Consider the following 19,788-nt stretch of genomic DNA (forward strand, 5'->3'; position numbering starts at 1 on the left):
TGGTCGGTGGGGTCGCCCTGGTCGGTGGGGTCGGCCGGGTCGGCGGGGTCAGCGGCAGGTGTGATGCCGACCGTGATCTCGGCATGGGTGGTCGGGCCACCCGGGACGCTCTGCTCGACGGCCAGGTCATTGGCGCCTTCGTGCAGGCCCTGGACCGTTGTGGACCAGGTGCCGTCGGCGGCGACCGTGGCGGAGGCGAGCTCCGCGCCGTCGGCGTCCGTGACGGTGACCGTGGCCCCGGGGTCGCCGGTCCCTGACAGGTCTGCGGATCGCGTGGTGTCGTCGGTGCCGTCGACCTGCGCGGTCACGTCCGCGGGCAACCAGCGGATGTCGGCGGTCGAGACGAGCGGGACGAACGCGGGGTCCCAGTCGGCGCGGTTCGCCGATGTGTTGGTCTTCGAGTAGAGGCTGACCCCGTTCACGGTCTGGGTGACGGTCTCGGTGTGGCCACCCGGGATGGTCGGGACGAACTGCATGCTGTTGCGATACGTCGCTCCGTACCACACCGACGGCTGGTCCACGCGGATGGCGGAGACGACGTGGAAGGTGTGCGCGTCGGCGTAGACGCAGTCGACGTCGGCGACAGCGGAGTTGCAGGCGTAGTGCTCGCCGACGGCGTGCGTGCCGTCGGCGACCTCCGCGAACTGTGCGCCCGGCGTTACGGTGAACGTGACGTCGCGCATCTTGCGCCACGGTTCGAGGAACGAGTGGGGCGTCGTAGAGGCGTTGGCTCCTGAGGCCACCTCGACGGTGGCAGTGTCGACGACGTAGTCGCCTACCGCCTCCGCAGCGGATGCCTCGGTGCCGGGGATCAGGAACCCCGCGCCGACGAGCGCGGCGAGGATCAGGGTATTGGGGACGAGCCGGGACAGACGCATGAGGGTGTCGATGCCTTCGCTGGGTGGGGACGGGCTAGCTCAGCCGGGCCCGGGACCAGAAGCGCGGCGTCGATGTGAGTGCCAGTCTATATTTCAGTCTCAGATTTGACGAGGGACTTTAGTCCCTGTCCGTCCTGAGAGGTTTGTGCTCGGGCGGCGCTGTCGAGGCTGACCGGTTCGTCGACGCTGGGTCTGAGCCTTGAGACTCAGACAAGAATACGAATCGGCTAGGATCGAGGCATGCCCATTCCCCAGGGCGAGGTGCTCGGTATCGGCCGAGGCAACACCCCGCTGCATGCGACAGTGTTCGACGCGCTCAAGGACGACATCGTCTCGGGGGAGTTGAAGCCCGGGGAGGCGCTCGTCGAGGCGGACCTCATCGCGCGATTCGGCACGTCCCGCACCCCGATCCGTGAGGCCCTGAACCGCCTCGCCGCGCTGGGCCTGGTCGAGATCGCACCCCGCAAGCACACCCTGGTCTCGCGCCTCGACCCCTGGAGGGCCAAGGACGCGGCCGAGACGCTCGATGCGCTGTGGCGCCACGCGAACAAGCACGTGACGCCGCATGCCGCAGAGGCGGACGTGGAGATCGCCCGTCGTGTGCTGCGCGAACGCACGACGACGGTCGACGTCCGTCGAGAGATCGTCGCCGGACGCTACATGCTCCTGGCCGACGTCACCCTCGACCGGTACGCCAACTCGGCCTTCTGCCGGTTGCGTGACGAGCTCCGCCCCATGCTCGCCCGGTACCTGGCCTCCCGGGTCGACGCGATTGACCTCGACGACGCCCTGGCCCGGACCAGGAAGCACGCCCAGGCGCTGGTCGACCGGGACCCGGTGGCCGCCAGGGAAGCGCTGACCGGCTTCGTCGACTCCGTCCTGCCGCAAGCGATGCCGCCCCGCCAGGCGCGGCTCACGGACGGACGCTCAGGGTTCCGCCGGCTCATGAGCGACCTGATCGCGGACCGCATGCGCGAGGCGATCATGGACGGCACGCTCGAGCCCGGCGAGCAGCTCACCGAGTCCGACCTGATCGCCTGGATGGGCACCTCACGCACCCCCATCCGGGTGGCCCTCAACATCCTGGCCGACGAAGGGTTCGTGGACATCGAGCCGAACCGGCAGCCTCGGGTCTCCCGGCCCACCGACCAGGAGTACGCCGACGTCTCGGTCGCCGTCGGGGTCCTCACGCAGGAGGTCGTCCGCCTGGCCGCGCCGCACCTCACCGAGCAGGACCTGGTGGCCCTCGACGACGCGGCGACAGCGATGGGCCAGGCGGTCGAGTCCCAGGCGTTCGCCGCGGTGGCTCAGAGCGCCGCCGCCTACTCCGACCTGCTGCGTTCCCGGTGCGAGAACCAGGTTCTCGTCGAGGTCGGCACGAGGCTCAGCGCCTCGATGCAGCGCGTCGTCGTCGCGAACCGTCCCACGACCTTGAAGCGGCTCGGTCCCGACCCCTACCACCGCGTCGTCGACCTCCTGCGGGCGGGGGACGTGGAGTCGGCGGTCCGGACGATCGGGCGCGTCTACGACGTCGACGCCGTCGACCCGGCGCCCTGACCGGAACGTCGCTCGCGCCGGTAGACGACGCATAGCAGAGCGGGTGCATCACCTCGTCGCGCCTCTCGGTCCCGCGGGTGCCGGCGTCACCAGAGCGCGGTCGACCGCGTGTCCCTCCTGAGAGGAGGCGACACGAACGTGAACGATCAGAGTCCCTGGTGGGCGGGTGCGCGGTGCCGTGGCATGAGCACCGAGAGCTTCTACCCGAGCACGACGACCGGGGTGCTGCAGGCGTTGGAGGTGTGCGACGGCTGCGCCGTCCGTCGACCGTGCTTCGAGCGGGGTCGCGAGGAGCGGTGGGGCGTGTGGGGCGGGATCCATCTGGAGAGCCCCGGGGCCTTCGGCGAGCGAGGTGTACCTGGCGACGAGGAGTGTCCTGACCGGGTGCAGATGTTCCTGACGTCGTCGCAGGCCGCCGCTCGGCTGGAGGTCAGCGTGAAGGTCCTCCTGTCGTGGGTCGAGCACGGGCACCTGCCCGTCCAGCGCTCGAGCGGAGGGCATCGACGCTTTCGTCGGGAGGACGTCGAGGAGCTGCGGGCCTCCCGCCCACGGTCGCGCGCCCGACCGGCGCCCCGGGCTTCGTCGGGGGGCTAGCGGTGCGCGGTGCGGCGGACGCCGAGGGCGGTCGCCCCGGCGACCAGGAGCAAGAACGCCACCGCCGCGGTCGTCGACAGGTCGGTGCCGCTGTTGGCGAGCGCGGTGCCCGTGGAATCTGGTCCCTGCGGAGCAGGAGCTGCCGCCGTGACCGTGACCTGGGCGGTGGCCGTGTCGTCGGACGGGTCCGTGTCGAGCGTCGCGGACGTGACGGTCGCGTCGAGCGGGATCGCGCTGCCGACGGTCGTCGCAGGTGCGACTCGCAGGGCGACGGGGATCGTCACGGTGTCGCCAGGGGCGATGGTCCCGGCCGAGCAGGTCACGACGTCGCCGCTCGCCGGGCAGGCTGCCGCGAGCTCGATCACGGCCGCGCCGGGAGTGCCGCTGCCACCGGCGCTGAGAAAGGCGGTGCTGGCGGGGACGTGCGTGACGACTGTAACGGCGTCCATCGCGACGCTGCCCGTGTTCGTCACGGTGATCGTGTGGTCGAGCTCGTCCCCTGCGGCGACGCTCGGCGGCGCGGTGAGAGCGACCGCGAGATTGCCCGTCGGTTCCGGGGCCGCCGCGATGGGCAAGGAGGTCGCGGTCGAGGAGTCGTTCGAGGGGTCGGGGTCGAGCGACGTGGTCGATAGCGTGGCGGTGTTGGTGACGCTCGTGCCGACCAGGGACGGATCCTGGACGCGCAGGACGATCTCGCCCGACCAGGACTCGCCGGAGGTCAACGCCCCGAGGAGGCACGTGACCTCGTTGGCGTCGGCCGTGCACTCGTCGGGACCCGAGACGAAGGCCGTCCCGGCGGGCAACGTGTCGCCGACCACGACGTCCGCCGCGTCGTCGGGTCCGGTGTTGGTCACGGTCAGGGGCCAGGCGGTCGTGGCCCCGACGACCGGTGGGTCGGACGGCGCGGTCTTGGTCACCTGGACGTCGGCGACGGCGGCGGTCGGGCCGGCCTCGGCGAGGAAGTAGTTGTTGTCGTAGTCGGTCTCCTGCAGGTCGCCGTAGGCGGAGGCGGAGTTCGTGAGCGTCGTGCCGGGAGGGGTGTCGGCCGAGACGTTCGTCCAGACGCGCACGGTGGCGGAGGCGCCGCTGGCGAGCGGGCCGACCGTGCACTGCGCGTAGGGGTCCCGCAGCTCCACGCCCTCCTGGCCGGAGGGCCCGGTGACGACCGGCTGGCAGGTGGCGCCCTCGACCCGGTCGACGTCGAGGTACGGGCCGGGGAAGTCGTAGAGCCAGACGGTGTTCGCGGTGTCCGGGCCGAGGTTGGCCACGGTGACGTCCCACGCGATCGTCGACCCGGCGACGATCGGGTCGGTCCCCACGACCGTCTTGGTCGCGGTGATGTCCGCGAAGCTCGGGGGAGTCTGCGTCCAGCCGAACAGGCGCACCACGGTCGAGTCGTAGGTGTAGGCCTTGGGACCGTTGGGGCCGGTCGCGGAGAAGTGGACCCACGTGGTCGAGCTCACCGACGACCCCAGGCCGGTATAGGTGTAGCTCACGGTGCACGTCCCCCCGACCGGCAGAGGAGACGCGCAGGTGCCCGGGTCGAACGTGAAGTCGGCGGACTCCCCGCCCATGTCGAGCGCCGACAGGGGGACACGCGCGAGGTTGGTGAACGTCACCGTCTGGGGCGATGTGGTCTCTCCTGGGGCGGCAGTGAAGCTCAGGTTGCGCGGGTCCCAGTCCAGGGCGCGGACGATCGCCTTGTAGGGCAGGTACTGCTGGGTGGTCGCAGGACCGTCGGCGCCCGTCGCGTTCCAGCCGCGCCCACCCCACACGGAGTTGCCCGGGGCGATCGAGATGTTGGGGTTGAACGTCACGGTCATGGTGCAGACCTGCCCGGCGGAGAGCGTGACGGTCGTGTTGAAGACGGACAGGCCTGGGCACGCTCCGCCGCTCACCTCGCTCAACCACTGGTCGGGTCCGGGGGTGTACCAGCCACCGGTCGACAGGGTCGTGTCCTGGACGGCGGTCAGGGTGTAGGTCAGGGTGATGTTCGGGTCCCCGAAGCGGACGTCCTGGCCGAAGTCGAGCTCTTGCTCGGAGACGACCACGTAGTCGGTGAACTCCGCCGCGCCGGCCGACGGCGCGAGCACCACGGCTCCGCCCAGGCCGAGCACGACCGCCAGTCCTGCGACGGTCGCCCGCCATGCCGTCCGAGCGCTCATGGCACCTCCGATGCTCGCCCACCCCGATGTGGCAACTCCTCATGGTGGCACCCGCCCGTGATCCCTGCCTGTGAGAGGGGCCGCCCGGATGCGCACGGGCCCCGCCGGGCGCACGCTGAGATCTCCATCCGGTGCGATCACGACGGGACCCCTACGCGAGGCGAGCGGATGCTCGACGGTGCGCGCCGGGCGACGTCAAGGCACCCAATGACAAGGTGATCAGCTGGCTCATCCAAACCCTGGGCGGGGACGTCGTCAAGGACAAGCCCGCCGAGTACGCCATCTGGGAGGAGTCCGGCCTGGACTGGACGCTCGTGCGGCCACCGCGACTGATCGACGGACCTCGTTCGGACAAGCCACTCGAGCACGACGCCCACCGCTCCACCCGCTCCGCATCGATCACCCGGGCCGACCTGGGTGCCTTTCTTCTCGACGTCGTCGAACGCGACCCCTACCCCCGGGCCGCGCCGTTCGTCGCCACTCCGCGACGCTGAGCATTGACCGGACGGCCGCGCCTCGGGTCTCCGCGGACTTCGGGCTATCGGGCGAATATATGACATAAGGGATGCTATCGGCGGCCCTGGAGGGGCGAGCGTGTGCCGTTGCGAGGAAGGGCCCCGGGCGGTGGGGCGGAACGAACGCTGTAATGTCACCCAGCGCTTCTAGTGCCAAAGGTGTGCCTGGAAGTCAGGTGAGGGTGTGCCTGAGAGTCCCTGGAGGCGTGCGTCTGTGCAGGTCAGCCACTTTCCGAAACCCCCCACGTGATGTACGAAAGGCCCCGGATCGTCGATCCGGGGCCTTCGTCGTACCTGGCGGTCTGCTACCCGCCATGTTCCGTCCTGGTGGGCGTCAGCCGAACACGTGGTGGTAGAACTGCCCCACCCAGTCGGCGAACTCGGGGCTGACGTTGAGCTCCTCGTCGACGGAGTACTTGCTGAAGACGCCGTTCACCACGGTCGGGTCCTCGGCCGTGAACCACGGCCCCCCGCTGCCTCCTGCGGTGAGGTTGTCCTCCTTCGTGACGGTCGACGGGAAGGTGTCCGCGACGCGCCGTCCGAGGCTGTGCCACATGTGCTCGCCGTCGAACGGGAACCGGGGGGTCGGGCGGGCCGGGTAGCCCGTGTTGTCCCAGGTGGTGCCGGTGCTCCCCCACCGGACGCCGGCCGTGCCGACGACGTCGCCGACGCCTCGTCCGTCGCCGTCGGGGGCGACGACGCACAGCCCGAGGTCCCACGCGGACGACTCGTCCGTGGTCCACGCGCTGGGCCACACCGACCGTGTGACGGCCCACTTCTCGTAGGGGGCGGCGCCTGCCGTGTAGGCGGGGACGAAGACGATGTCGGTCGCCTGGTTGCCCCCGAGCACGAGGCAGTGCGCGGCGGTCATGATGCCGAAGCGGTGGACGACGACGGCCGACGCCGTGTGCCGCTTGCCGTCCATGACGAAGAAGAGCTTGCCGACGGTCCGCTCGGGGAAGGACTGGGGGTCCTTGACCCGGGAGGTCTGGGCCGCGCCGAGCAGGTCGAGGCGACCGCCCTCGGACGAGGCCGTGCCGGAGATCGTGCCGCCCGCGCCGGTCGAGGTGACGTCGGTGACCGCCAGGGAGTCTCGGTCGATCGTGACCGAGCGGTCGAGCGGTTCGGCCTCCTCCATCCGCTCGGGGGTCCAGTAGTCGGTGCCCTCGGCGTCGGTCGCGTGGAGTGCGCGGGCGACGTCGTCGGACTCGACGAACTCCGGCTCGTGCGTCGCGGTCAGCGCCCACGGGCCGGCCGGGTACAGGTTGGCGTCGACCGTGTACCAGACGATCGTCCAGCTGCAGCCGCGGTCGTAGTCGCTCTTGACGTAGACGTTGCCGTTGTTGCGGCCGATGATCGTGGCGCTGCGCTTCTGCCAGTCGCCGCCGTTGTCGGTCCGGTTGCAGATCACGTCCCACCCGACGATCACCTTGGAGGTGTCGCGGAACGTGAACACGTTCTCCCGCCACCCGATCTTCCAGTCGGCCGAGTAGTTCTGGGTGACGCTGGCCACGTCGATGCCCGGGGCGTCGCCGCGCTGGAACCCGTAGCCCCAGCGCACGCGGCCCTTGTCGGCGTCGAAGTTCTCCCCCTCGGCCGGCTCGGTCTTCGACGCGGCGACGACCTGGGTGTAGAACGTCTGGCGGTTGCCGACGACGTCGAGCTCGCCGAGGAGCCGCTTGGTGTCCGCCGTGAACGCCTCGATCCGGGGCTGGTCGGTCGGGAGCGACGACTGGTAGGCCTCGAGGTCCTTCTCGAGCCTGCGGAACGGGTCGTCGACGAGCTTCTTGCCGAACTCGGGGCAGGTCTTGACGCGGCTCCGGGCGAGCCAGAACTGGCCGTAGAGGTAGCCGACCTGCGAGAAGACGTCGGGGCTGATGGGCACCTCGCCCGAGATCGACGGGTCGATCATGCGGTAGGCCATGAGGTAGGACTCGAGCGGGGCGGGCGTCTGGGCCCCGTTGAACCAGGGCAGGAGCGTCGAGACGATGGTCTCGGCCGTCCACGTCGATCCCGACGGCGGGTCGGGGAAGCTGCCCTTGACCCCGCGTGCCGTGATGTGGATGCTGACGTTCGCCCCGTGCTCCGAGGCGACCTTCTCGAACTTCGAGCTTCCCTCGGTGCTGAACACCTGGGGGACCTCGGCGGCCACGGCCGCTGAGAACTTCGTGCGCTGCTCGGTGCTCGTGAACCGGCACTGGTAGGTGACGTACAGCGAGGAGCCTGAACGGTAGCCGGCCACGAAGTAGTCGCCGTACTTCTCGCGGAAGCCCGGTCCGGGCTGGACCGCGAGCTCGTACGACGGGGCGAGCGAGTACTGGCCGTCCTCGACGGACACCTCGGCGACGAGGGTCACCGCGAGGTCGGAGACGGCGAGCTCGTCGAGGAACGAGGTGCTGGCGCTGACCGTGATGCCCTCGATGTTGTACGAGCCCTTCAGCGAGGCGCTGATGAGGGTCTGGACGTCGCTCTCCGCCTGGATGAACGAGTACATGAACTCGGGGTTCTGGGTCGTGCTGGGCGTGACGGTGAACGGCTTGACGGCCGAGGCGCGGAGCTGGCCGGTCACGGCGTCGACGCCGAGGCCCGGCTTGTAGCTCGGCTGCCAGGGCTGGCCGACGACCGTGGTGTTGAGGAGCGTGGTCGGTTGCGTGTTCGATACCTGTCTCATCATCGATCCCCTTGCGTGTTCGAGTGACTACGGATGGTCGTGCTCAGCTCGTCATCGATGCATCACCGGTCCCCTGGTCCGGGTGGGTGCGAGGGCCTCGTCGTCGCCGCCTCCGAGGGGGCGGTGGTGCGGGAGCCTCGCGCACGTCGTCGTGCGTTCCTCACTCTGCTCGACGGCGTCAGGTGTCGTCCTCACCAGAATTGGTGAACTGTGCCGGGGCGTCGTGGAGCCAGGTCATGTGGCCGGAGCGACGGGCGACGGCCACCGCCTCGAGCTGGGACCGCACCTGGAGCTTGGTCAGGATCGACTTGATGTGGCTGCGGATCGTGTGGGTCGAGAGGTAGCGCTGGTTGCTCATCTGCGCCGCGCTGAAGCCGGCGATCATGCCGCGCAGGATGCCGCTCTCGGCGGCGGTCAGGCGGCCCAGGCCGGCGCTCTCGTCGCGTCGCCGCTGCAGCGTGCGGGAGAACGCGACGGCCTCGTGCTCGGTCCGGCCGGGTGTCAGGTGTGCCCTCTCGACGAGCCGGAGCAGCGAGAGCAGGGACGCGGACTGGTTGAGGACCGTGGCGCCCCGCCCGTGCAGCGTGAGGAGGACCGACACGGATCGCACCGAGCCGACGCAGACGCAGGTCGTGAGCGACCCGGACGTGGGCAGGCCCATCCGGGGGTTGCCGTCGTCGTCCTCGATGACGACGACCGCCCTCGTCCGCAGGTGCGTGGGGTCGGCTCGGGAGACGGTGTGCAGGTCGGCCGTCCACCCGCGGGCCACGAGTCCGGCGTGGAGCGCGGGGCCGAGGGCGGTCCCGTGCGGCGCGAGGACCGTGATGCTCGGCCGCGAGTTCTCCACGGTCGTCTTTCTGGCACGGGTCGTGAGGGTCGGCAACCGCGGGCCGGGCCTGTCTCGGGGGACCCGCACCGTCATACCTAGATCTGCTAGGTTAGTTACCCCTAGCAGTCCTAGGTATTGGAGCACCATGCACATCGACAAGGACCTCGTCGCCGCCTCGGCCACGCCGCTCGTCCTCGGCATCCTCGCGGACGGGGAGTCGTACGGCTACGCGATCGTCCGACGCGTCAACGAGCTCTCGGGCGGTCACATGCTGTGGACCGACGGGATGCTCTACCCCCTGCTCCACCGGCTCGAACGCCTCGGGTTCGTCGAGGCGACGTGGGGAGTGTCCGACGTCGGGCGGCGGCGCAAGCACTACGCCCTGACGCCCGCCGGCCACCAGGCGCTCGCCGAGCGCCGCGCGCAGTGGCAGGTCGTCGCCGACGCGCTCCAGCAGGTGTGGAAGGACATGGGCGACGCCCAGTCACCCCGCGCCGTGGCCGAGGGGTGGGCATGATGGCCGGCACCCCGGAGCTCGAGGCCCAGATCGACCAGTGGCGCAGCTACGTCCAGCGCCGTCAGGCGATCTCCACGGCCGACGTCGACGAGATGGAGGACCACCTGCGGGAGCAGGTCGCCGACCTGACCGCGACGGGCCTCGACGACGACGAGGCCTTCCTGGTGGCCGTCAAGCGCATGGGCAACCTCGACGAGGTCTCGCGCGAGTTCGCCCGCGAGCACTCGGACCGCCTGTGGAAGCAGCTCGTGCTCGTCCCGGACGCAGGCACCACGGGTCGTGGCGGGAGCTCGTGGCGCGAGCTCGCCGTCGTCCTCGCGCTCGCGGTCGGGGCCGGCGTCGCGGTCAAGATCGCCTCCGGGCTGATCGGCGACGAGACGGTCCTGATGCGCAACATCAGCCTGCTCGTCCTCCCGTTCCTCGCGGGCTACTTCGCCTGGAAGCGCCGCCTCACGTGGGGCGTGGGCGCGATGCTCCTGGTCCCGTTCGCGGTGCTCGCGGTCGTGCTCAACGTCTACCCGTTCGAGGCGGACGGATCGACCCTGCTCCTCGCCGCCCTGCACGCCCCCGTCGTCCTGTGGGCGCTCGTGGGGATCGCGTACGTCGGCGGGCGCTGGCGCTCGGACAGCGGCCGCATGGACTTCGCCCGGTTCACGGGCGAGCTGGCGATCTACTTCACGCTCCTCGCCCTGGGAGGCGGCGTCCTGCTGGGCCTCACGTTCGGGACCCTGAACATCGTGGGGATCGACCCCGAGCCGTTCTTCGAGGGCTGGGTCCTGCCCTTCGCGGTGCCCGGGGCGCTCGTCGTCGCGGCCTGGCTCGTCGAGGCCAAGCAGAACGTGGTCGAGAACATCGCACCCGTCCTGACCCGCGTCTTCACGCCGCTGACGATCGTCATGCTGCTCGTGCTGTTCGTGGTCCTCGCGACGGCCGGCTCCCTGCTCGACACCGACCGCGGCCTCCTCATCCTCATGGACGCGATCCTGGTCCTCGTCCTGTGCCTGCTGCTCTACTCGGTCTCCGCACGCGACCCGCTCTCGCCGCCCCACCTGTTCGACGCGCTCCTGCTCGCCCTGGTCGTCGCGGCGTTCGCGGTCGACGCGGTCGCGCTCACCGCGATGCTGACCCGCATCGCCGAGTTCGGGTTCAGCCCCAACAAGGTCGCGGCCCTGGGGCTCAACCTCCTGCTGCTCGTGCACCTCGTGGGGTCGGCGCTCCTGCTCACGGGGTTCCTGCGGGGACGGCGCCCGTTCGCCGCTCTCGGACGCTGGCAGACGCAGTTCCTGCCGGTGTACGCCGTGTGGGCGGCGGTCGTGGTCGTGGCGTTCCCGCCGGTCTTCGGGTTCGTCTGACGGGCGGCCCGACGGCGCAGGGCGACCCTGCGCCGTCGGGCTCGGAGGAACACGTGACGGACGGACTTCCTTCCTCTCCCCCGGTGTGTGACAGTGGGCCGGATGCCCCGGGCGCGCCCGCGCCCGTGCTGCTCGCACCGGTCCTGCGACCGGTGCACCCCCGACAGCACCGCAGGACACTGGAGGAGCCATGACCGACGTGCACGTGCCCGTCGCCGCCGACCACGTCGTGACCGTCGACGCCGAGGGGAACCGGACCGGGACCTTCGCGCGCAGCGACGTCCACACCACGGAGACGCCGCTGCACCTCGCGTTCTCCTGCTACGTGCTCGACGGCGCAGGTCGCCTCCTCGTGACGCGTCGCGCCCTGTCGAAGCGCACGTGGCCGGGCGTGTGGACCAACTCGTTCTGCGGGCACCCGCGCTGGACGGAGACGACCGAGGAGTCCATCACGCGGCACGCCGCGCACGAGCTGGGCCTGCGGATCGAGGGCCTCGAGGTCGCCGTGCCGGGGTTCCGGTACCGGGCCGTGGACGCGTCGGGCGTGGTCGAGAACGAGATCTGCCCCGTGTACGTCGCGCGCGCCGCCAGCGACGTGACGGCCAACCCGGACGAGGTCGCCGAGCTCGAGTGGGCCGCGCCGGGCGCGCTGGGGAGCGCGGTCGACGCGACGCCGTGGGCGTTCAGCCCGTGGATGGTCCTGCAGGTCGCGGCGCTCCGCGACGCGGCGAGCAGGCCCGACGGCGCCGTCTCGCCCCTGCTGACCGAGGTCGCCGCGGCTCTGGGCTGAGCGGCTTCAGCCGACCCGGGAGCGGACCTGGACGCTCGTCGAGCGCAGCTTCTCGGGCAGGTGCAGGTGGTCGGCGTCGGCGACGCTCACGCGCAGCCGACGCGCCGGCAGGGCGTGCGGCAGAACGAGCTCGGCCCCCGGCTGACCCGACCGGTGCAGCGCCGCGGCGAGCTCGCGCACCAGGATCTCCTGGCGCCGCGCGCCCCGCACCGAGAACACCCACAGGTCCTGCTTCTCGGGCCGGGGCTGCCACGTCCCGGTCCGGGTGAACGCTCGGGAGTCCTCCGCCGTCGGCCCCACGAACGTCACGGACCGCAGCGACCACAAGGCCGTCCGGTTGGTCGCCGACGCTCCCTGGTCGGCCTTGAGCAGCGTCACCGGACGCTGGGTCCCGACGATCGCCGAGACGCTCGGCACGACGACGTCCGCGTACGGCACGGCATAGGGCGTCATGAACGGCCCGAACGAGCCCACGACGAGGCCACGTTCGAGCACGAGGAGCTTCTCGGACGCGACGAACCGCAGGACCACGGCCAGGACCAGGCCCATCGCGAGGGCGAATCCGATCACCTCGACGACGCGCCCGTTGAACGCCACGACCGCGACGAGCAGGGAGAAGACTCCCGCCACGGTACCGATCGCGCGCGCCGAGAGCGTGCAGGACTCGACGTGCCGCAGCTCGCCGAGGGTCGACCGGTGGCGGTCCACGACGGCACGGACCTTGTGGGTCGCGCGGTCGCTGAGGGGGTGGGGTGCGGGGCTCAGGGGAATCCTCGTGTCGGGTGGTGGTGCGGCGTGGTGTCGGCGCACGAAAATACCGCTTTGTCGCGTTGTGTGCCACGGGCATCCGCCCTGGACCCCGGCACGGTGCGGGTCGTCGTGGGGCGGGCGTGCCGTTTCGACCGAGCACGCTCTGCCGGGGGACAATCGACGCATGTCTGAAGCCGGAGTCCTGCCCGTCCCCGACCGCGCCGCCCCGTTCGAGGCGCACGTCGAGTGGGCGCGGGCGACCCCGGTCGTGGGCTTCGACCTGTCCCCGATCGACGACCGCTGCATCGAGGACCCTCTGCCCTGGGACTACCTGGTGCTCGCGCGCGAGCTCGTCGGCAGCGGTCGAGGTCCGGTCCTGGACCTGGGGACAGGTGGTGGCGAGGCGTTCGGCTCGCTCGCGCCCTTGCCGGAGGGTTCGGCCGCGACAGAGGGCTGGCCTCCGAACGTCCCGGTGGCCCGACGGCGCCTCGAACCCCTGGGCGTGGACGTCCGGCAGGTGGGGAGCAGCAAGGGCGAGGGCCTCATGCTGCCGTTCCTCGACGGCCGGTTCGCGGTCGTGCTCGACCGGCACGAGGAGTTCGAGCCGTCCGAGGTCCTGCGCGTCCTGGAACCGGGAGGCGTGTTCATCACGCAGCAGGTCGACTCCCGGGACGGTATCCGGGTCAACACCGCGCTCGGCGCACAGCTCCCCTGGGACCCGGACGACGTGACGCTCGAGGGCGCCGTCGCCGACCTGGCCGAGACCGGCTTCGTGATCGACGTGGCGCGCGAGCACGTCGGGACCCGGCACTTCCACGACCTGAGCTCGCTGCTCTGGTACCTCAAGGTCATCGCGTGGCAGGTCCCGGAGATCGCGAGCCTGTCGTCCGAGGCGATCGGGCGGTACGAGGCCCCGCTGCGTGCGCTGCACATGCACTTCGCGGCGGGCAACGACTTCGTGGACGAGGCGCCGCGGTTCCTCGTGGTGGCGCGCAAGCCGTTCTGACCGCCGAGGGGGACGTTGGGACCCGCCGAGGGTGACGGCGACTTCCCTACCTGGCCGGCCGGTACCCTGCTCGTCGTGAACGAGGTCAGGTTCGTCGGTGACACCACGCTGGCGCGACGGACGGCGTGGGTCGTGACCGCGGCAGGTTGCGTGCCGCTCCTGCTCGCGGGGATTGCGGTCATGGCGTGGCAGCTCGCGCAGACCAACGACTGGCAGACCGGGATGCGGAGCTTTCACACAGGCGACCCGTTCCCGTGGTTCTGGGTCGTCCCGTCGGTGGCCCTGTCCGCGTGGCTGACGGTCCTTGCCATCCGGGCCTGGCGCCGCGTGCGTGGACTCGTGGCCCACGACCGATCACGTTCGTCGGCCTGACGGGACGTCTCTCGGTCCAGCCGCAGAGGGCGCCTTCGACCAGGGCGTGAAGAAGCCCGCGGGCCGGTGGATTCCTCCACCCGTCGCGCTGGACAAGGGCGCGACTCCCGCGGGCTCCGGTGGTTGCTCGGTTCTCGCCGGTCGTGGGTGACGTGACGGTCACCTGTCGGCCGCGGGTTCCTCGCAAGGTCCGTTGCTCGATGGCACGACTAGCGTGCAACCACCTCATGTGTCCGAAGATTCTTCACTTCGTGGACCACCTCCTTTCCCATGTACGGACGACGCTACGCCTGCCGTCCGCAGGGTCGCCAGGGTTTTTCTCGACAGGTTCGGACCCGTCACCCTCGGCACCTCGGCACGTCACCCTCGGCCGCCAGATCGGTCACCGTCGACACCTCGACACCTCGGCACCTCGGCACGTCACCGTCGGCGGTCGTCAGCGTCACGAGCGGCACCAGCGGAACCCTCGGCGTGCGACCGGTCGCCCTGGTCCACGCCCTCTCGCCGGGAGGCCGCGACGACCCGCGTCGAGCACACCAGGCCCAGGAGCAGGAAGCCCGCGGCGACGTACAAGGAGATGCGTGTGGCGTCGCTGAAGCCGTCGGAGAGCGCGTCGACGACGTCGGGCGTCGTCTCCCCGAACTGGCTCCGGGTGCCCTGCGCGCGCAGCTGCGGGATCGTGCCGCCCGCCGACTGGGCCGTCGCGTCGGCGACCTGCGACGCGACGGCGGGCGAGACGCCGTCGACCCCGTCGAGCGCGGGGGGAACCGCGGTCGTGAGGCCGATCGCGAGGGCCGCCCCGATGAAGGCCGTGCCGAGCGCCGAGCCGAGCTGGCGCGACGTCGACTGGGTCGCGGACGCCTGGCCCGACTCCTCCTCGGGGACGTCGACGAGCGTCGTGCCCGTGAGCTGCGCGGACGCGAGCCCCAGCCCCAGGCCGTAGATCACGAGCAGGACGGCGATGAGCCACGACGAGACGGTCGGGGTCACGACGAGGGCGACCGCGAGCACGCCCACGACCTCCAGGACCAGCCCCAGGACGATCGTGCGCGGCGACCCGATCGCGGCCGCGAGGTGCCGGGCCATCGCTCCCGAGAAGAATGCGCCCGCGGCCATGGTCGCGAGCACGACGCCGGCGCCCAGGCTCGAGAGGCCCAGGATGTTCTGGAGGTACAGCGGCAGCACGAAGATCAGGCCGAACTCGCCGATCGCGACGAGCATCGCGGTGAGGTTGCCCCAGCGGAACGTCGCGACGCGGAAGAGCGTGAGGTCGAGCAGGGCCGAGCGGGCGATCCGCGCCCGGTGACGCTCCCAGAACGCGAACAGCACCAGGAGCAGCACGCCGACCGCACCGATGACCGGGACGGGCGAGACGGGCGCGTCGGTCCCCCAGACCATGCCGAAGACCTCGAGGTCGGCCTTGGGCGCCCACCACCCGAGCGACTGCCCCTCGATGAGCGCGAACACGACCGCACCGAACCCGAGCGCGCTCAGGAGCAGCCCGACGACGTCGAGCCCCGGCACGGTGATGTGCGCCCGGGTCTCGGGGACGACGAGGAGCGCGCCGACGACGACCGCGACCCCGATCGGGAGGTTCACGAGGAAGATCCACGGCCACGTGAAGGACGTCGTGAGCCACCCGCCGAGGAGCGGCCCGACCGCGGCCATCCCGGAGATCACGGCTCCCCAGATGCCGAACGCCACGGCCCTGTCCTTGCCGCGGAACGTCGCGTTGACCGTGGACAGCGTCGCGGGCAGGACGAACGCGCCACCGACGCCCTGGATCAGGCGCGCCACGACGAGGGTCCCGGCGTCGTCGGCCTGCGACGCGAGGAGGCTCCCTGCGAGGAAGACCACGACGCCCCCGAGCAGCATGTTCCGCCGCCCCAGGCGGTCACCCAGGCGCCCCGTGGTGAGCAGGAGCGCCGCGAACACGACCGAGTAGGACGCGTTGACCCACTGCGCGTCGCCCAGGTCGAGGTGCAGGTCCTCGATGATCGTCGGCAGCGCGACGCCCACGATCGTCCCGTCGAGCACGATCATCGACAGCGCCGTGGCGAGGACGAACAGCCCGGCCCACCGGTGGTCCGGGGCGACGGGGCCCTGCGCGGTGCGCGGGGAGGAGGGCTGGTCCGTCCCGTCCGACTGCGTGCTCATGGACGCTCCTTCGAAGCGGTGCTGCGGTGCGCAGCCCTGGCTGGGCGGTCAGGCAGGGAGGAGGCGGTCCCACTCCTCGGGGTAGTCGTCGAGCCACTCGGCGAAGCCCTGTGCGGGCCGCCCGGCGAAGCGTTCGACGACGTCGCTCACCCCGGCCAGCTCGCCCGTGGCGATCGCGGTGTAGGACGAGACCCAGCCGTCGACCTCGAACGGTGGCGCGGCGTAGACGGCGCGCGACGCGTATGCCTCCTCGACCGTCTCCGGGTGGTACGTGATGGTGCGGCCCGTGACGCCGGAGAGCACGCTCGCGACCTCGGTGAGGGTCAGCGCCTCGGGGCCGGTCACGTCGTACGTCTTCCCGTCGTGCGCGTGGGGGCGCTCGTCGAGGAGGATCGCGGTCGCGACGTCGGCGATGTCGTCGTGCGACACCGACGCGAGCCGCCCGTCGCCGCCCGGGCCGCGGATGACGCCGTCGTCCCCGACCATGTGGACCAGGCCCTGGTGGTAGAGGTTGTCGCGCAGGAACGTGTACTTCAGGCCGGTGCCCTTGATGTACTCCTCGGTGTGCCAGTGGTCGCGTGCGAACGTGAACGTGGCCTCGGGGGCCGCGCCCACGAACGACACGTAGACGATGCGTTCGACGCCCGCGGCGACGGCCGCGTCCACGGCTGCCCGGTGCTCGGCGACCCGGTCGGGCGCCTCGCGCGCCGAGACGAGGAAGACCGAACGGGCGCCCCGGAAGGCGCGGACCATGCGCTCGGTGTCGGTGTACCCGGCGGTGACCGCGACCTCGGAGTCGGGCAGCGGGTCGCCGTCGGGCAGGCGCGGCGTCCGGGAGGTGTCCCGCACCACGAGGCGCTGGGCGGCTCCCTCGGCGGCGAGCCGGAGCGCGAGCTTCGATCCGAGCTGCCCGCTCGCGCCGGTCACCGCGACGATCCCCGAGTCCGTCCTGATGGTCATGCGTCCACGGTAGGCCGGGCGCGCGGGAAGTGCCCGACGGCGGGACGACGGTCGCGAGACGGGTCGGTGCGTCCGAGACAGGTCTCCCGGGCGTCGGTCGACCCACCCGTCTCGTGCGGGACCACCCGTCTCGTCACGCAGGCGGGGCAGGGCGCACGGTTCGGGCAGACTGGTCGGGTGACGACTTCCCACGACGCGACCCCCGATCCCGGCCACGGCCCCTACCGCGTGATGACGGTCTGCACGGGCAACATCTGCCGCTCGCCCATGGCGGAGATCGTGCTGCGCGACCGGTTCGAGGCCGCGGGGCTGGGCGGGCGCGTGGTCGTGGACTCGACGGGCATCAGCGCGGAGGAGCACGGCAACCCGGTGGACCGCCGTGCGCGCCGCGTCCTGGCCGAGCACGGGTACGACACGGGCGACGGCCACCACGCCCGCCAGGTCCGCGCGAGCGACCTCGTCTCCCGCGACCTGGTGCTGCCGATGACGTCGCAGCACGCGCGTGCCCTGCGCCGGATGCACGGCGACGGGAACGTGCGCATGTACCGGACGTTCGACCCGGCGGCGCCCGTCGTCCCGCGGGAGCGGGCCGAGCGCGACGAGCACCTGCTCGACATCGACGACCCCTGGTACGGCGGTATGCAGGACTTCGAGGACTGCCTGGCGCAGGTCGAGGCCGCCGCGGACGGCGTGGTCGAGTTCGTGCGCGGGGAGCTCGCGCGACGTCAGGCCTGAGGCGATCGCGCCCGGGCGGCCCACCCGCGCACGCTCGCGCCCACGGCCCCCGCCGCCGAGCGTGCCCACCGGACCGGCGCCCACGCGCCGACCCCGGTCGTCTCGGTCCGCGCCTCGTCCGACCCGGGCTCCGCCGCGGACTCCGGCTCGGGCACGTACCCGTGCACCCACGTGGCGATCTGCTCGTAGGCCGCGGCCCGGGCGGGAGCGGCCGAGAGCACCACGTCGTGCAGAGCCCCCTCGATGCGGGCGAGCAGGACGAGGCTCCCGAGGTCGGTCGACCGCCGCGCGATCCCGACGACGTCGAGGGCCGTGTCGCTGTGCATCATCTCGGGGGTCCAGCGGGGCAGGAGCGTGCTGCTCGTGGACAGCAGCACGAGGACGGGCACGGCGATCCCGAGCCCCAGCTCGACCGCCGCCTGCCCGTGCAGGACCGCGTTGAGCCAGCCCCCGTGCACGACGAACCCGCGCACGGGACGCCACGCGAGGTCGTAGTCCCACTCGCCGTCGAGCGTCCTGGACACCGAGCGCGTGTAGAAGCCGAGGTCGACCTGGGGCAGGGGGACGCGCGGGTCGAGCCGCGCCTGGAGCGCGATCGCGGGGGCGAGCACCTTGCGCCCGATGTCGCGCGCCTGGAACTCGAGCCACGGGCTGTTGAGGACGAGCCCTGCGACACGGTCCTGGTTGCGCGCGGTCCACAGGCTCAGCGTGAGCCCGCCCGTGGAGTGGCCCATGAGGACCAGGCCGCGCTCGCGCATCACGGGGTCGGCGGTCAGGACGCCGTGCCCCATCGCGGCGAGCGCGGCCTCGATGTCCTCGTCGTACGTCGCGAGGCTCGTGACGAACCCGGGGGTCTGGCCCGGGCGCAGGCTGCGGCCGTACTTGCGCAGGTCGAGCGCGAAGAACCGCGCGCCCTGGGCCTCCCAGAAGTCCGCGAGCCCGGTCTGGAAGAAGTAGTCGGACCAGCCGTGCACGTACAGGACGTCGATCCCGCGGTCGCGCACGCCCGCGGGGCGCGCTCCTCCGTGGAGCGTGTCGCCGGCCGTGCCGCCCTCTGCGTCCCGACGGCGGCGCACCAGCGTCGCGACGACCTGCCCCTCGTCGTCGGGGTCGAGGGGCAGGGTGAGCTGCTCGAACCCGTCGAGGACGTCGGGCGCCCAGCCCGTCGGCTCGGCGGTCGGGGCGGTGGGTTCGGGCATGTCCCGAGGGTAGGAGCCGGTGGGTGGGAGCGCTCGCCGGGAGCGGGTGGTTCAGGTCGCCTCGGTGCCGCCCGCCGGTCCGCCCCGCCGACGGCGCCACCACCGCCGGGCGCCCGTCGCGCCCGAGCCGTCGGCCGCCCGGGGCGAGCGGTCCCGGGAGGTGCGCGGCGCCGTCGGGCCGGAGGACGACGCAGCGCTGCGGGCCGCCCGCCGTTCGCGCCAGAGCGACACCTCCTCCTCGACGTCCCGCAGGGGCGTGACCACGGGCGGGCCGCCCAGGAGCTGGCGCCGCGCGTCGACCACGCGCGCGTTGAACTCCGCGAGGACCTTCCGCACCGACTCCTCCGAGAACTGGCGGTCGAGCTCGTCGCGCAGCCGGGCGTCGTCGGCCCGCAGCTGCGCCGGCGGCAGGATGCCCGTGATCTGCTCGCGCTCGACGAGGTTCTTGAGCCACCAGTCGGGGTCGTACCGCGCGCCCAGGCCAGGGATGGGCTTGCCCGCGAGCGGCAGGTCGTCGAACTCGCCGCGGGCCATGGCCTGGCGGACCAGCTCGTCGACCCACTGGCCACGGTTCTCGAGCGGGAGCCGTGGGCGCGCGGGGCCGTCACCGTCGGCGGCGCCCTCCTGGGCGGGCTCCTCGGCCGCCGCCTCCGCCGCCTCGAGCGCGGCCTCGCGGTCCACGCGGTACTGCGCGGCCCGGCGCACCGGGTCGTCCTCGGTCATCGGGTCCTCCCACGGTCG

At 71.8% G+C, this 19,788-nt stretch carries 18 protein-coding genes; 9 read left to right on the forward strand and 9 right to left on the reverse strand.

Going from position 1 to position 19,788, the window contains the following annotated elements; all coding sequences use genetic code 11:
• Positions 1-878 (reverse strand): Ig-like domain-containing protein (locus tag H9652_RS15515; protein ID WP_191797078.1); only part of this gene is annotated, 878 nt, incomplete at its 3' end.
• Positions 879-1,118: 240 nt separating this feature from the next.
• Here H9652_RS15515 and H9652_RS15520 point away from each other — a divergent pair.
• A complete protein-coding gene (locus tag H9652_RS15520) occupies positions 1,119-2,435 on the forward strand; it encodes a GntR family transcriptional regulator (RefSeq protein WP_191797080.1) in 1,317 nt (438 codons plus the stop codon).
• Between the two features lie 138 nt (positions 2,436-2,573).
• Positions 2,574-3,029, forward strand: coding sequence for a helix-turn-helix domain-containing protein (locus H9652_RS15525; RefSeq protein WP_318244201.1), 456 nt, complete (start codon positions 2,574-2,576; stop codon positions 3,027-3,029).
• Here H9652_RS15525 and H9652_RS15530 read toward each other — a convergent pair.
• Positions 3,026-5,194, reverse strand: a complete 2,169-nt coding sequence (locus H9652_RS15530) for a DUF11 domain-containing protein (protein ID WP_191797084.1) — start codon at positions 5,192-5,194, stop codon at positions 3,026-3,028. The genes H9652_RS15525 and H9652_RS15530 overlap by 4 nt on opposite strands.
• A 215-nt stretch (positions 5,195-5,409) precedes the next feature.
• On the opposite strand from H9652_RS15530, the gene H9652_RS15535 reads away from it, so the two are divergent.
• Positions 5,410-5,688, forward strand: a complete 279-nt coding sequence (locus tag H9652_RS15535) for an NAD(P)H-binding protein (RefSeq protein WP_191797086.1) — start codon at positions 5,410-5,412, stop codon at positions 5,686-5,688.
• Between the two features lie 355 nt (positions 5,689-6,043).
• On the opposite strand, the gene H9652_RS15540 is transcribed toward H9652_RS15535, so the two are convergent.
• Both H9652_RS15540 and H9652_RS15545 read right to left on the reverse strand, forming a co-directional pair.
• The gene (locus H9652_RS15540; RefSeq protein ID WP_191797088.1) at positions 6,044-8,380 is read right to left on the reverse strand and encodes a trypsin-like serine peptidase; all 2,337 of its coding nucleotides are present in this window, start codon (positions 8,378-8,380) and stop codon (positions 6,044-6,046) included.
• A 178-nt stretch (positions 8,381-8,558) separates the two neighbouring features.
• The gene (locus H9652_RS15545; RefSeq protein WP_191797090.1) at positions 8,559-9,227 is read right to left on the reverse strand and encodes a helix-turn-helix transcriptional regulator; all 669 of its coding nucleotides are present in this window, start codon (positions 9,225-9,227) and stop codon (positions 8,559-8,561) included.
• A gap of 127 nt (positions 9,228-9,354) precedes the next feature.
• Between H9652_RS15545 and H9652_RS15550 the strand changes: the two genes are divergently transcribed.
• The 3 genes from H9652_RS15550 to idi all read left to right on the forward strand — a co-directional run bounded on the left by H9652_RS15550 (position 9,355) and on the right by idi (position 11,868).
• Positions 9,355-9,726, forward strand: a complete 372-nt coding sequence (locus H9652_RS15550; protein WP_191797092.1) for a PadR family transcriptional regulator — start codon at positions 9,355-9,357, stop codon at positions 9,724-9,726.
• A complete protein-coding gene (locus tag H9652_RS15555; RefSeq protein ID WP_225228321.1) occupies positions 9,723-11,078 on the forward strand; it encodes a permease prefix domain 1-containing protein in 1,356 nt (451 codons plus the stop codon). The genes H9652_RS15550 and H9652_RS15555 overlap by 4 nt, the downstream gene beginning before the upstream one ends.
• A gap of 190 nt (positions 11,079-11,268) precedes the next feature.
• Entirely contained in the window at positions 11,269-11,868 is a 600-nt protein-coding gene (gene idi / locus H9652_RS15560) for an isopentenyl-diphosphate Delta-isomerase (protein ID WP_191797094.1), read from the forward strand.
• A 6-nt stretch (positions 11,869-11,874) separates the two neighbouring features.
• On the opposite strand, the gene H9652_RS15565 is transcribed toward idi, so the two are convergent.
• On the reverse strand, positions 11,875-12,576 hold the full coding sequence (locus H9652_RS15565; RefSeq protein ID WP_191797096.1) for a hypothetical protein: 702 nt from the start codon (positions 12,574-12,576) through the stop codon (positions 11,875-11,877).
• Between the two features lie 226 nt (positions 12,577-12,802).
• Here H9652_RS15565 and H9652_RS15570 point away from each other — a divergent pair, with 226 nt between their 5' ends.
• Both H9652_RS15570 and H9652_RS15575 read left to right on the forward strand, forming a co-directional pair.
• Entirely contained in the window at positions 12,803-13,624 is an 822-nt protein-coding gene (locus H9652_RS15570) for a class I SAM-dependent methyltransferase (protein WP_191797098.1), read from the forward strand.
• Between the two features lie 75 nt (positions 13,625-13,699).
• Positions 13,700-13,996: a hypothetical protein gene (locus H9652_RS15575; RefSeq protein ID WP_191797100.1), complete on the forward strand. Its 297-nt coding sequence runs from the start codon at positions 13,700-13,702 to the stop codon at positions 13,994-13,996.
• Positions 13,997-14,416: 420 nt separating this feature from the next.
• Here H9652_RS15575 and H9652_RS15580 read toward each other — a convergent pair whose 3' ends face one another.
• Positions 14,417-16,153, reverse strand: coding sequence for a DHA2 family efflux MFS transporter permease subunit (locus H9652_RS15580; protein WP_191797102.1), 1,737 nt, complete (start codon positions 16,151-16,153; stop codon positions 14,417-14,419).
• A gap of 48 nt (positions 16,154-16,201) precedes the next feature.
• The gene (locus H9652_RS15585; RefSeq protein ID WP_191797104.1) at positions 16,202-17,113 is read right to left on the reverse strand and encodes an SDR family oxidoreductase; all 912 of its coding nucleotides are present in this window, start codon (positions 17,111-17,113) and stop codon (positions 16,202-16,204) included.
• Between the two features lie 231 nt (positions 17,114-17,344).
• Between H9652_RS15585 and H9652_RS15590 the strand changes: the two genes are divergently transcribed.
• The gene (locus H9652_RS15590; protein ID WP_191797144.1) at positions 17,345-17,848 is read left to right on the forward strand and encodes a low molecular weight protein-tyrosine-phosphatase; all 504 of its coding nucleotides are present in this window, start codon (positions 17,345-17,347) and stop codon (positions 17,846-17,848) included.
• Here the strand turns inward: H9652_RS15590 and H9652_RS15595 are convergent.
• Positions 17,839-19,047 carry an alpha/beta hydrolase gene (locus tag H9652_RS15595; RefSeq protein WP_191797107.1) on the reverse strand — a complete coding sequence of 403 codons (1,209 nt, stop codon included), beginning with the start codon at positions 19,045-19,047 and terminating at the stop codon, positions 17,839-17,841. The two genes, H9652_RS15590 and H9652_RS15595, sit on opposite strands and share 10 nt — an antisense overlap.
• Before the next feature lie 51 nt (positions 19,048-19,098).
• Positions 19,099-19,770, reverse strand: a complete 672-nt coding sequence (locus H9652_RS15600) for a DnaJ family domain-containing protein (RefSeq protein WP_191797109.1) — start codon at positions 19,768-19,770, stop codon at positions 19,099-19,101.
• Between the last annotated feature and the right edge of the window lie 18 nt (positions 19,771-19,788).

Origin of the sequence: Oerskovia rustica, from assembly GCF_014836555.1 — a bacterium.
Lineage (GTDB): Bacteria > Actinomycetota > Actinomycetes > Actinomycetales > Cellulomonadaceae > Oerskovia > Oerskovia rustica.